The 13,428-nt window shown below is 50.2% G+C and carries 8 protein-coding genes; 6 read left to right on the forward strand and 2 right to left on the reverse strand.

What is annotated here, in order from left to right; translation table 11 throughout:
- Window positions 1–52 precede the first annotated feature (52 nt).
- Window positions 53–448, forward strand: a complete 396-nt coding sequence (locus ACTS3T_RS03955; protein WP_377964299.1) for a hypothetical protein — start codon at window positions 53–55, stop codon at window positions 446–448.
- Between the two features lie 7 nt (window positions 449–455).
- Here ACTS3T_RS03955 and ACTS3T_RS03960 read toward each other — a convergent pair whose 3' ends face one another.
- Together ACTS3T_RS03960 and hisD are read right to left on the reverse strand one after the other, a co-directional pair.
- Window positions 456–893, reverse strand: a complete 438-nt coding sequence (locus ACTS3T_RS03960; protein ID WP_377964454.1) for a universal stress protein — start codon at window positions 891–893, stop codon at window positions 456–458.
- A 92-nt stretch (window positions 894–985) separates the two neighbouring features.
- Window positions 986–2,335 (reverse strand): histidinol dehydrogenase, encoded by a 1,350-nt coding sequence (gene hisD / locus ACTS3T_RS03965; protein ID WP_377964301.1) that lies wholly within the window; start codon window positions 2,333–2,335, stop codon window positions 986–988.
- A gap of 206 nt (window positions 2,336–2,541) precedes the next feature.
- Between hisD and rpsT the strand changes: the two genes are divergently transcribed.
- From rpsT to ACTS3T_RS03990, 5 genes are all read left to right on the forward strand, one after another.
- A complete protein-coding gene (gene rpsT, locus ACTS3T_RS03970) occupies window positions 2,542–2,841 on the forward strand; it encodes a 30S ribosomal protein S20 (RefSeq protein ID WP_377964303.1) in 300 nt (99 codons plus the stop codon).
- Window positions 2,842–2,891: 50 nt separating this feature from the next.
- Window positions 2,892–3,680, forward strand: a complete 789-nt coding sequence (locus tag ACTS3T_RS03975) for a TatD family hydrolase (protein WP_377964305.1) — start codon at window positions 2,892–2,894, stop codon at window positions 3,678–3,680.
- A 425-nt stretch (window positions 3,681–4,105) separates the two neighbouring features.
- Complete coding sequence (gene rpoB, locus ACTS3T_RS03980) at window positions 4,106–7,405, forward strand: DNA-directed RNA polymerase subunit beta (RefSeq protein ID WP_377964307.1); 3,300 nt, start codon at window positions 4,106–4,108, stop codon at window positions 7,403–7,405.
- A gap of 92 nt (window positions 7,406–7,497) precedes the next feature.
- Entirely contained in the window at window positions 7,498–9,369 is a 1,872-nt protein-coding gene (locus ACTS3T_RS03985; protein WP_377964309.1) for a DNA-directed RNA polymerase subunit gamma, read from the forward strand.
- Window positions 9,370–9,440: 71 nt separating this feature from the next.
- Window positions 9,441–13,412: a DNA-directed RNA polymerase subunit beta' gene (locus tag ACTS3T_RS03990; RefSeq protein ID WP_377964311.1), complete on the forward strand. Its 3,972-nt coding sequence runs from the start codon at window positions 9,441–9,443 to the stop codon at window positions 13,410–13,412.
- Window positions 13,413–13,428: the final 16 nt, after the last annotated feature.

Below are 13,428 nucleotides of genomic sequence, written 5' to 3' on the forward strand. Positions count from 1 at the left end.
TGAAGGCTTCTGTCATACTAGAAATGCAGTTAGAATCCCCCTTAGAGCCGCTATGTTAGGGACATTTCAGCAGAGCAATTTACGCATTGAGGTCGATGCCCCTGAAACGGCCATTCGGGAAAAATTAGTTTTTCCCGCTCAATTTCGTCAGTGGATGTGGCCGCAGCGATTCTCAACCGGACTGCCGACAGAGCTAACACCTGGTCTAATTTTCAGCAGCTATATTGGGCCAATTGAAATTCAACATCAGGTTGAAACGGTTTCTAGCAATCGTTTAGAACTTTTGCTTTGCGGTGGAATTGATGGTTTCCATCACTGGTACTGGGGAGAAGGATGGCTGCAATCTCATATAGAAGGCGTTTCTCTGTTGCCGCTTAACTTGGGTCAGACCTTCAACCTGTTTAAGTTACGCCAGCAGCTAGAAGCTCCCCTGCTGAGCGTTGACTAATGGTGAGCTATGGTTTTTGAGTGCTTTCCCGATTAGCTTTGATCACTAGAACCGAACAAGGAGCCTCAGCGACAACTTGACCACTCACGGAACCTTGAAGAATGCGGCTAAGCCCGGTTAAGCCCCGACTACCCAGAACAATCAAATCGCTTTGATAAATATTGGCCAGTCTAATAATTTCTTCGACAGGATCACCCGTGACAATTTCTAGTTCGCTGGTACAGGGTAAAGCCTCTCGATAAGCTTTGAGCTGTTGTTCAATTCGGTGGTATAAATCTTGACCTTCTGCTTTGGGGCGATCGGCTTGATCGTCGGGGCGATCGCTCGTGACTACGTGGGTCAAAATAATCTTGGCTTTAGACGAGAGCTGCAGTTGTGAGAAAACCTGCATCATTGGCTCCCCTATCGCTGAGTCGTCAAGCGCCACCAGAATTGTGTTAAACAGCACAGAGATTTTTCCTACTAACCCTACTAAACCAAGTTCAGGGTAATTTTAGCGGACATGGGCGGCTATGCCGTCATTCACCTGCAATCCCTTTAGCTTGTAGCCGAATCCCCAGCTTCGAAGGGGGGATGATTCGGATTTTCTGGATTGGTTTGTGTCCGTAGCCGGACGGAAGCACCATGAGAGGGTAGCCCTTCTGCCGCAGTCAGGGCATCAATGGCTCCGGCGACTTGCTGCAGTGCCTGAGGTGAATACTGAATCAAGCTAGAGTGCTTCATAAACGTCTCAGTTCCGAGCGCTGACGCATAACGAGCAGTGCCCGAAGTCGGTAAGGTATGATTAGGCCCTGCTAAATAATCACCTACTGCTTCTGGCGTTGAGTGACCTAAGAAAATAGCGCCCGCGTGCCGAATATGCTCTAAAAGCTGCCAGGGATCGTCAACTTCTAGCTCTAAATGTTCTGGAGCAAATTCATTTGAAAGCTCAGCCGCCGTTTTTAGCGTATCTACGACAATGGCAATACCATAGTGGGCGATCGCTTTTTCGGTTAATGTTTGCCGGGGATGATCAACAAGCTGACGTTCTACTTCAGCCGCCACCTGTTGCGCCAGTTCAGCATCCGGCGTAATCAAGATAGCCGCTGCCAAAGGATCGTGTTCAGCTTGGGCTAGCAAATCTGCCGCCACATGGGCAGGTTCAGCAGTGTGATCGGCAATGACTAAAACTTCCGAAGGTCCTGCTAGCGAGTCAATCCCCACTGCGCCATAAACCAGCTTTTTAGCCAGGGTGACATAAATGTTGCCAGGGCCAGTAATCACGTCCACCTTAGGAATGGTTTCAGTGCCATAGGCCAGAGCCGCGATCGCCTGTGCCCCGCCCACCCGATAAATTTCCTGTACGCCCGCCTCTTGAGCAGCCACCAGCACAGCCGGATTGAGAGCGCCCCCTTCACCCGGTGGGGTTACCATGACTAACCGCAGAACCCCAGCCACCTTCGCCGGAATGGCATTCATCAACACGGTACTGGGATAAGCGGCCCGTCCTCCCGGTACATAAATACCAGCACAGTCAACGGGTGTATAGCGCTTGCCTAGAACGATTTCATTTTCGCCAAAATTCACCCAGCTTTTAGGCATTCGCTGCCGATGAAACTGCTCAATATTGCGACAGGCTAACTGAATAGCGTCTAACAGCTTTTTTGAAACCTGCTGGTAAGCCGCATCTAATTCCGAACCTCGCACCCTCAGCTGCTCTCGGCTCAAAGTTTGACGATCAAATTCTGCCGTGTAATGCAAAAGCGCCTGATCGCCAAGCCGTTTAACAGTCTGAAGTACCTCCCTAACCGTCGCCTCTTTGTGCACGACCTGACTGTCGTGGGTTCGTGAACAAATACGCTGAAGTTCTGCCTTTGCCTCAGCCAACTGATGAATAATTCGCAGCATTACAGCAGGATAGTGGGAAAACTAACTTCGAAGATTACCGCTGGGAGAGTCGGCTCAGCCGCTCCCTAATTCAGAAGAAGCAACCGGAGCATGCCATCCTTAACGATCTATAGCTTAGCGCGAATTTTCGTTGCGGTATAACACAAGCCCAAGAGAAGTGCTATGATTATTTATCCGGTGATAATCTAATTAGACTAGGGCTGACTGTGGCAAATATTAAGTCTGCGATTAAGCGTATCCAAATTGCAGAGCGTAACCGTCTGCACAACAAATCTTACAAATCTGCGGTGAAAACCTTAACCAAGCGATATCTCGCCGCAGTTGATACTTATGCGGCTGAGCCATCTGCGGAGAACATGCAGACGGTTCAAGAACATATGGCAGCGGTTTACAGCAAAATTGACAAAGCCGTTAAGCGAGGCGTTTTACATCCAAACTCAGGGGCAAGACGGAAGTCTCGTCTGGCGCATGCACTCAAGCGGCACGACCAGCCCGCTGCTTCTTAGAAGATACCGCTGATTTCGCGGTTCTCTTCTAAAGCAGTGATCTGGTCACTATGCCACTAATTGATACACACGTTCATATTAATTTCGACTCTTTTCAGTCAGATCTAGACGAAGTCGCTTTAGCTTGGAGACAAGCAGGGGTTGTTCGTCTGGTTCATTCGTGTGTGGAGCCTGATGAATTTTCGGGTATTCAAGCGATCGCCAATCGCTTTCCTGAAGTCTCTTTTGCCGTGGGGCTTCATCCGCTAGATATGGACAAATGGGAAGCCTCCATGCCAGCGCGTATCAGGGCACTGGCTGAGTCTGACGAGCGGGTGGTTGCGATTGGTGAAACCGGGCTGGACTTTTACAAGGCTGAGGATCGGGAGGTGCAAGAGGCGGCGTTGTGGGCTCAGCTTCAAATTGCGAAGGCGCTTGATCTGCCCGTTATTATTCATTGCCGAGAAGCGGCTGAGCCAATGGTTCGGCTGCTTAAGCGGTTTTGGCAGGAGGTGGGGCCAGTTCAAGGGGTGATGCATTGCTGGTCGGGCACACCTAGCGAGACACAATGGTTTCTAGACTTAGGGTTTTACATTAGTTTTAGTGGCATTGTTACCTTTAAGAATGCCCATCAGGTGAAAGCTGCGGCACAGATAGTCCCCTGCGATCGCCTATTGATTGAAACTGACTGCCCGTTTTTAAGCCCCGTGCCAAAGCGTAAAGAGCGGCGCAACCAACCAGCCTACGTGCGCTATGTAGCCGATGCGATCGCCCAGATTAGAGAAACCTCACCTGATGTCATCGCTCAACAAACCACTGAAAACGCCTGTCGTTTATTTGGACTATCGCTTGCTGTCTAAATTGAAGCGATCGCCCTCGCCGCCCAAAACATTTTTGGGGGTTCTAATGGATCAAATCTTTGATTGCATAAGCTTGGTTTACAGATACTCAGATGCAAACCGTATGCAGGGCAGGCGTTTGAATCTGAACTCGCTTACTTGAGCTTGATTATTCTTATCTGGCGCAGCCAAGGTGATTTTAATTTCAGTGTCGAAGGCGTTTATATTTTTGTGAGCTTATGAAGCTTTGTTTTTGGAGGGATCACGGTTGAGCAACCCCCCTAGCCCGGTTGCAAATGCATATTTTTTGTCAAGTTCGCCGTTTGTGCGGCTGTAGCTATTTTTGAAGACCACCTGTAGTGGTCGCTAAGCGGTTGCCTAAAGTCAAACCATCTAACCGCTGCACGCTTTACTGAAGTCCAGGGCACGACCTGTTGAGGAGAGGCATGACTGATCAAACCTATCAAACTCCCGTTTTTGTTCTACCGGATCTGGTAGAAATTCAGCGTTCTAGTTTTCGCTGGTTCTTGGAAGAGGGCCTGATTGAGGAACTTGACAGCTTTTCTCCCATTACAGACTACACCGGTAAGTTAGAACTGCATTTTCTCGGCAAAGAATACAGGCTGAAAAGTCCTAAATACGACGTTGACGAAGCTAAACGGCGTGACAGTACCTATGCGGTGCAAATGTACGTCCCCACTCGTTTAATTAACAAAGAAACGGGAGAAATCAAAGAGCAAGAAGTTTTTATTGGGGATCTGCCTTTGATGACCGATCGCGGCACCTTCATCATCAACGGAGCCGAGCGGGTTATCGTCAATCAAATTGTCCGCAGCCCTGGTGTTTATTACAAGTCGGAAACTGATAAAAATGGGCGTCGGACTTACAACGCCAATCTAATTCCTAACCGAGGTGCCTGGTTAAAATTTGAGACGGATAAAAACGGCTTGGTTTGGGTGCGGATTGACAAAACCCGTAAGCTTTCAGCTCAAATTTTGCTCAAAGCCTTAGGACTCAGCGATAGCGAGATTTTCGATGCGCTGCGCCATCCTGAATATTTTCAGAAAACGATTGAAAAAGAAGGCCAGTTTAGCGAAGAAGAAGCTCTCTTAGAACTCTATCGCAAGCTGCGTCCCGGTGAGCCACCAACCGTTTCTGGCGGGCAACAACTGCTAGATTCTCGCTTCTTTGAACCTAAGCGCTATGATCTGGGCAAAGTCGGTCGCTACAAGCTCAACCGTAAGCTGCGTCTCAACATTCCAGATACGGTTCGGGTACTGACCCCGCAAGACATTCTGGCAGCAGTTGACTATCTAATTAACCTTGAGTTTGATATCGGCAACATTGACGATATCGACCATCTGGGAAATCGGCGGGTACGCTCTGTCGGTGAGTTACTCCAAAACCAGGTACGCGTCGGCCTCAACCGTTTAGAGCGCATCATTCGAGAACGAATGACGGTTTCAGATGCTGATTCGCTAACACCCGCTTCTTTAGTCAACCCGAAGCCTCTGGTGGCAGCGATCAAAGAGTTCTTTGGTTCCAGCCAGCTTTCCCAATTTATGGATCAAACCAATCCATTGGCTGAGCTGACCCATAAGCGGCGTCTCAGTGCGCTTGGCCCAGGTGGTCTTACTCGCGAACGGGCTGGGTTTGCAGTCCGAGATATTCACCCCTCTCATCATGGTCGTATCTGCCCGATTGAAACGCCAGAAGGCCCTAACGCGGGTTTGATCGGCTCTCTGGCAACCCACGGTAAGGTGAATGACTTTGGCTTTATTGAGACGCCCTTTTTCAAAGTTGAAAATGGTCGCATTCTCAAAGATCAAGCGCCTATTTATATGACTGCCGATGAAGAAGATGATCTGCGCGTAGCCCCCGGTGACGTCCCTATTGATGCGGAGAATCGAATTCTAGGCGACCAAGTTCCAGTTCGCTACCGCCAAGACTTTACCACTACGGCTCCTTCTGAAGTAGACTATGTGGCCGTTTCGCCAGTTCAAATTATCTCGGTAGCGACTTCTCTAATTCCCTTTTTAGAGCATGACGACGCTAACCGCGCCTTGATGGGTTCAAACATGCAACGTCAGGCGGTACCGCTACTGCGACCCGAACGGCCTCTAGTGGGCACAGGTCTAGAAGCTCAAGCCGCCAGAGACTCAGGAATGGTTATCGTCAGCCGTACCGAGGGTGAAGTCACTTTTGTTGATGCCAATCGCATTTCTATTCGTAGCCCGCAAGGTGAAGAGAACACCTACTACCTGCAAAAGTATCAGCGCTCTAACCAAGATACCTGCTTAAATCAGCGGCCCATTGTCTTTAAAGGCGATCGCGTTGTTGCAGGTCAGGTAATTGCCGATGGGTCTGCCGCCGAAGGGGGCGAAATTGCCTTGGGGCAAAACGTTCTAGTTGCCTACATGCCCTGGGAAGGTTACAACTACGAGGACGCCATTCTCATCAGCGAACGCCTCGTTTATGACGATGTTTACACCTCCATTCACATTGAAAAATATGAAATTGAGGCGCGTCAAACCAAGCTAGGCCCGGAAGAAATCACCCGCGAGATCCCTAACGTCGGTGAAGATGCTCTGCGCCAGTTAGATGAAACAGGCATCATTCGTATTGGGGCCTGGGTGGAATCTGGCGACATTCTCGTCGGTAAAGTAACCCCTAAAGGCGAATCCGATCAACCCCCTGAAGAAAAGCTCTTGCGGGCTATCTTTGGAGAAAAAGCACGAGACGTCCGCGACAACTCGCTGCGAGTTCCTAATGGTGAAAAAGGCCGCGTTGTCGATGTGCGAGTCTTCACGCGTGAGCAGGGTGATGAACTGCCGCCAGGGGCTAACATGGTTGTTCGCGTCTATGTTGCCCAAAAACGTAAGATTCAAGTCGGTGACAAGATGGCTGGACGTCACGGCAACAAGGGAATTATTTCGCGGATCTTACCCATCGAAGATATGCCCTATCTACCGGATGGCAAGCCCATTGACATTGTGCTTAACCCGCTCGGTGTTCCCTCTCGGATGAACGTGGGTCAGGTGTTTGAATGTCTTTTAGGTTGGGCTGCCGAAAACTTGGACGTTCGCTTTAAGGTAACCCCTTTTGATGAAATGTACGGAGAAGAGGCTTCTCGCAATACAACCCACGGCAAACTGCAAGAAGCCCGAGAATCCACAGGAAACGATTGGGTTTTCAACCCCGATGATCCGGGCAAAATTCAGCTTTATGACGGACGAACCGGGGATCCTTTTGATCGACCCGTGACGGTGGGCAAAGCCTACATGCTGAAGCTAGTTCACCTAGTAGACGACAAAATTCATGCTCGCTCGACCGGGCCATATTCGCTAGTGACGCAGCAGCCTCTAGGTGGTAAGGCTCAACAAGGCGGCCAGCGGTTTGGCGAGATGGAGGTGTGGGCACTAGAAGCTTTTGGAGCCGCCTACACGTTGCAAGAACTGCTCACGGTCAAGTCAGACGACATGCAAGGACGCAATGAAGCGCTTAATGCGATCGTCAAAGGCAAGGCTATTCCTCGTCCGGGTACACCAGAATCTTTCAAGGTGCTGATGCGAGAACTGCAATCCTTGTGTCTAGATATTGCTGTCCACAAGCTAGAGACGCGTGAAGACGGTACTAGTCGAGATGTAGAGGTAGATCTGATGGCAGATGTGAGTAATCGACGGACGCCTTCACGTCCTACTTACGAATCCATCACCCGAGAAGAACTCGAAGAGGTTTCCGAGTAATCCCCTCACTTCGCTAAGAGAGGAGAATAAGCTCTTCTCTTAGCCCCCTTATTTGCAGCGTTAAGCACTTAGTCGTAAGGAAGTTGCCAAGAATGCCTAAGCTAGAACAGCGATTTGACTATGTCAAAATCGGTTTGGCTTCTCCAGAGCGCATCCGTCAGTGGGGAGAGCGCACCCTTCCCAATGGCATGGTTGTGGGAGAAGTGACCAAGCCAGAAACCATTAACTACCGTACGCTCAAGCCTGAAATGGATGGCCTCTTTTGTGAGCGAATTTTTGGGCCAGCCAAAGATTGGGAGTGTCATTGCGGTAAATACAAGCGTGTGCGCCACCGGGGTATTGTGTGTGAGCGCTGCGGGGTTGAGGTAACCGAGTCACGCGTGCGGCGTCACCGCATGGGATATATCAAGTTAGCGGCTCCGGTTACTCACGTTTGGTACCTCAAAGGTATTCCCAGCTATATGGCTATTTTGTTAGACATGCCCTTACGGGATGTTGAGCAAATTGTCTACTTCAATGCCTATGTCGTTTTAGATGCAGGTAATGCTGAAAACCTGTCTTACAAACAACTGCTGACCGAAGAGCAGTGGATGGAGATTGAAGATCAGCTTTACGATGAAGATTCTCAACTGGCGGGAATTGAAGTCGGTATTGGGGCAGAAGCCTTGCAACGGCTGCTAGAAGACCTCGACTTGGAGGGAGAAGCCGAAAAGCTGCGGGAAGAAATTACCACTGCCAAAGGCCAAAAGCGGGCAAAGCTGATTAAGCGCTTGCGCGTCATTGACAACTTTGTCGCCACTGGATCTAAACCCGAATGGATGGTACTCGACGTCATTCCGGTCATCCCACCTGACTTACGGCCTATGGTGCAGCTAGATGGCGGTCGGTTTGCAACCTCTGACCTTAACGACCTTTATCGGCGGGTGATTAATCGCAACAACCGATTGGCAAGGCTGCAAGAGATTTTGGCACCTGAAATTATTGTCCGTAATGAAAAGCGGATGCTTCAAGAAGCGGTTGATGCGCTGATTGATAATGGTCGTCGAGGCCGCACTGTTGTTGGAGCAAACAATCGTCCCCTCAAGTCTCTCTCCGACATTATTGAAGGGAAACAGGGACGATTCCGCCAAAACCTATTGGGTAAGCGGGTAGACTACTCAGGCCGTTCAGTCATTGTCGTAGGCCCAAAACTGAAGATTCACCAATGCGGCTTGCCGCGTGAGATGGCAATTGAGCTATTTCAGCCCTTTGTGATTCATCGCTTGATTCGGCAGGGCTTGGTCAACAATATTAAAGCAGCGAAGAAGCTGATTCAACGCAATGATCCCCAAGTTTGGGATGTGTTGGAGGAGGTGATCGAAAGTCACCCTGTGATGCTGAACCGAGCGCCAACTTTGCACCGTTTAGGTATTCAAGCTTTTGAGCCAATTTTGGTGGAAGGACGCGCTATTCAACTGCATCCGCTGGTTTGTCCTGCCTTTAACGCTGACTTTGATGGTGACCAAATGGCGGTGCATGTGCCGTTGTCGTTAGAGTCTCAAGCTGAGGCGCGGCTGCTGATGCTGGCGTCGAACAACGTTCTTTCTCCTGCGACTGGGCGACCGATTATTACCCCTAGCCAAGATATGGTTTTGGGCTGTTACTACTTAACGGCTGACAATCCTTATCAACAGAAAGGAGCTGGACGCTATTTTGCCAGTATGGAAGATGCCATTATTGCCTATGAGCAAGGGCTGGTAGACTTGCACGCTAAGGTTTGGTTGCGCTTCGATGGCCCGGTTGAATCCGAGGGGACAGAATCATTGGTGAAAGAAGAAAAGGCAGCAGATGGCAGCGTAGTGCGGGAATACAGCGATCGCCGGGTTCGCGAAGATGCCGAAGGACAGCTTATTTCCCAGTATGTGCGGACTACGCCGGGTCGCATTATCTACAACAAAACCATTCACGATGCATTGGCTAGCTAGCGCAGCCGCTAGATTTGGCAGTTGACGGCAACACCTTTGAAGAGAATAGAGCGAAGGGTAAGGAAATTAAGATGTCAGAGCAGCAAGGTTCCAATCAATCCACTCCGATGCTGTTTCGCAATCGGGTGATTGACAAAAAGCAGTTGAAAAAGCTCGTGACCTGGTCATTTGCAAACTATGGCACAGCCCGGACAGCCCAGATGGCTGACCTTGTGAAAGACTTGGGCTTTAAGTATGCTACCCGCGCCGGGGTTTCTATTAGCGTGGCTGATCTGCAGGTGCCGCCTAAGAAGAAAGAAATGCTGGAGGCAGCAGAAGAAGATATTCGCATTACGGAAGAGCGCTATACCCGTGGTGAAATCACCGAAGTTGAGCGATTCCAAAAGGTAATCGATACCTGGAACGGAACGAGCGAAGAGCTAAAGGATGAGGTTGTTCGCAACTTTAAATCGAACAACCCGCTGAACTCAGTTTACATGATGGCCTTTTCAGGAGCCAGAGGTAACATTTCTCAGGTTCGTCAGCTGGTAGGGATGCGTGGGTTGATGGCGAATCCGCAGGGTGAAATCATTGACTTACCGATTAAAACCAATTTCCGCGAAGGGCTGACGGTTACTGAGTACGTCATTTCTTCTTATGGTGCTCGGAAGGGTTTGGTTGATACGGCTCTGAGAACGGCAGACTCTGGCTATCTGACCCGCCGTCTTGTCGATGTTTCCCAGGATGTCATTATTCGGGAATTAGACTGCGGTACGGAACGGGGTATTCCGCTCACTAGCATGACGGATGGCGATCGCGTTCAAATTCCGCTACAAGATCGACTGCTCGGTCGGGTCTTGGCCAAAGAAGTGGTGCATCCCAAAACGGGTGAACTGATTGCAGAACGCAATCAAGACATTTCAGACGACTTAGCGGAAACGATCGCTCAAGCAGGTGTCGAAGAAGTTGAGGTGCGTTCAGCCCTCACTTGCGAAGCCGCACGTTCAGTTTGTCAGCGCTGCTACGGCTGGAGCTTAGCCCACTCCCACATGGTTGATCTAGGCGAAGCGGTAGGAATTATTGCCGCTCAGTCCATTGGTGAACCAGGTACGCAGCTAACCATGCGGACATTCCATACCGGTGGGGTCTTCACGGGTGAAAAAGCCCCTGAGATTTTTGCCAAAGCCGAAGGTAAAGTCAGATTTCCCGAAAAGCGTTTGAGAACACGGGCTTTCCGAACCCGCCACGGTGACGACGCCTTTGTAATCGAATCTAAAAGTGCTGAAATTACGGTTGAGCTGAACTCAGGCAAAAAACAGACTTTTAGTTTGCCTCAGGGAGCCACCCTGTTTGTGCGAGACGGCGAATCGGTTAAAAAGGCTCAGGTCTTGGCCGAAATGCCTTCCATGAGCCGCGTGCGTAAAGTAACCGAAAAAGCCAGCAAAGACGTTACCTCAGACCTATCGGGTGAGGTACTGTTTGACGGTCTTTACCAAGAGGAAAAGAAAGATCGCCAGGGAAACACCACACGCCTAGCTCAGCGGGGTGGTTTGTTGTGGGTACTTTCCGGTGAAGTCTATAACCTCCCACCGGGTGCAGAACCAGTTGTTAAAAACGGCGATCGCATTGAAGCTGACGGCATCATTGCTGAAACCAAACTCGTCACCGAACGTGGGGGTGTCGTTCGTCTACCCCAAACGTCTGACGGTAAAGGAGGGCGAGAAGTTGAAATCATCACCGCTTCTGTGCTGCTTGACAAAGCTGAAGTCAAAATCGAAAGCGGCCAAGGACGAGAACACTATGTGATCGAAACCATTGGTGGACAGCGATTTTCACTGATCGCCACCCCCGGCACCAAAGTCAGTCACGGCCAGGTTGTCGCTGAATTAGAAGACGATCGCTACCACACCAACACAGGCGGCATCTTAAAGTACTCTGGGGTGGAAGTCGCCAAGCGCGGCAAAGCAAAGCAAGGATACGAAGTCGTTCAGGGCGGCACTTTGCTTTGGATTCCTGAAGAAGCCCACGAGGTGAATAAAGACATCTCGCTGCTTTTAGTAGAAGATGGTCAATTTGTCGAAGCAGGCACCGAAGTTGTCAAAGACATTTTCTGTCAGAGCAATGGCGTGGTTGAAGTGACGCAGAAAAATGACATCCTGCGAGAAATTGTGATCAAGCCAGGGGATCTACACATGGTAGATTCGCCCGAAGATGTCATGGACAAAGATGGCGCTTTGGCGACTGCGGGTGAAGAAGTCATGCCCGGTCTAACCGTCGATGACCTGCGCTATGTGGAGTATGTAGAAACGCCAGAAGGGCCAGCCTTGTTGCTTCGTCCGGTCACCGAATTTACGGTTCCAGACCGCCCCTCTGTACCCAGCCAAGACTCTGTCAGCGACAGTAGCGATAGCGCTATTCGGCTGCGAGCTATTCAGCGAATTCCCTTTAAAGATGGTGAGCGCGTTAAGTCTGTAGAAGGGTTGGACTTAGTTAGAACCCAGCTAGTGCTGGAAATTGACGAAGATGCCCCCCAACTCGCCGCCGACATTGAGCTAGTTGAAGACGAATCTGATGCAGAGGTTATGCGTCTACAGCTAGTGATTCTAGAATCTCTGGTGATTCGCCGCGACATCATTGCCGATCAAACGCAGGGAAGTACGCAAACGCGCTTGCTCGTAGAAGACGGTGAGCAAATTGACCCCGGTGCCGTCATTGCTCGAACTGAGATTCAGTGCAAAATTACGGGTGAAGTTCGAGGCATTCGCGAAGGCGTTGAAGCCATTCGCCGGATTCTCGTCGTTCGCGATGAAGACCTCTTTACCGTCTCGACAGATCAAACGCCAGGGGTTGCGACCGGGCATCTTGTCGTGGCGGGTTCGGAAATTGCCCCTGGCTTAGTAGCAGAAGAGTCAGGACAAGTCGTCAGTACAACCGACTCTAGTATTGTGCTGCGGATTGCCCGTCCTTATCGCGTCTCTACCGGAGCCGTCTTACACATTGAAGATGGTGACCTGGTACAACGGGGCGATAGCTTGGTACTGCTGGTCTTTGAACGGGCTAAAACGGGAGATATCATCCAGGGTCTACCGAGAATTGAAGAACTTTTAGAAGCCCGGAAGCCGAAAGAAGCCTGTATTTTGGCTGAGCGACCCGGAGAAGCTCAGGTAGTCTATAGCGATGATGAAACCGTTGAGGTAAAAATTGTCGAAGACGATGGCGTGGTGACTGAATATCCCATCAGTCCGGGACAAAACGTTTTGGTGTCGGATGGCCAGATTGTCAGTACAGCTGAACCCTTAACCGATGGCCCTGCCAATCCGCACCAGATTTTAGAAGTCTTCTTCAAGTTCTACTCTAGCGAAGGTATGGGCACTCACGAAGCAGCGCTACACAGCCTGCAACGAGTGCAAAACTTCTTGGTCAACGAAGTCCAGTCGGTTTACCAATCTCAAGGTATTGATATTGCTGACAAGCACATCGAAGTGATTGTGCGTCAGATGACTTCTAAAGCCCGGATCGACGATGGGGGAGATACGACGATGTTGCCGGGTGAGCTAGTTGAAATTCACCAGGTTGAACAAGTTAATGAGGCCATGTCAATCACCGGAGGCGCTCCGGCTGAATATACGCCCATGCTGCTAGGGATTACTAAAGCCTCGCTCAATACCGACAGCTTTATTTCGGCAGCCAGCTTCCAAGAGACGACCCGTGTACTCACAGAGGCCGCGATTGAAGGTAAGTCTGACTGGCTACGGGGGCTTAAAGAAAACGTCATCATTGGTCGGTTAATTCCAGCGGGTACCGGATTCAATGCCTACGAGGAACCGATGGCAGCCGATCTCGATGCGTCTTTAGAAAGCGCCTTGTTAGATGACGGTTTAGACTTGCAAGACGTAGTGTTAGATGACCAAACGGCTCGGTCTTACAGCCTGGACTCTAGTTTGGAGGGTTTTTCGGGTGAAATCATTGGTCGTGAAGAGGGTCAGCGTCGCCCCCACAACGGCTACTCAGCGCTGTTTGATGATGGGGATGGTTTAATCGATGATCAAACTGAGCTGGGTTAAGCGATCGCCCTTAGCA

The sequence above is a fragment of the Almyronema sp. genome, from assembly GCF_052168255.1.
Classification (GTDB): domain Bacteria; phylum Cyanobacteriota; class Cyanobacteriia; order Phormidesmidales; family Phormidesmidaceae; genus Sphaerothrix; species Sphaerothrix epifaneia.

Coding starts and splice junctions, on each gene's coding strand:
- ACTS3T_RS03985 (WP_377964309.1), top strand. CDS start 7,498: ATGCCTAAGCTAGAACAGCGATTTGACTATGTCAAAATCGGTTTGGCT.
- ACTS3T_RS03955 (WP_377964299.1), top strand. CDS start 53: ATGTTAGGGACATTTCAGCAGAGCAATTTACGCATTGAGGTCGATGCC.
- ACTS3T_RS03975 (WP_377964305.1), top strand. CDS start 2,892: ATGCCACTAATTGATACACACGTTCATATTAATTTCGACTCTTTTCAG.
- rpoB (WP_377964307.1), top strand. CDS start 4,106: ATGACTGATCAAACCTATCAAACTCCCGTTTTTGTTCTACCGGATCTG.
- hisD (WP_377964301.1), bottom strand. CDS start 2,335: ATGCTGCGAATTATTCATCAGTTGGCTGAGGCAAAGGCAGAACTTCAG.
- ACTS3T_RS03990 (WP_377964311.1), top strand. CDS start 9,441: ATGTCAGAGCAGCAAGGTTCCAATCAATCCACTCCGATGCTGTTTCGC.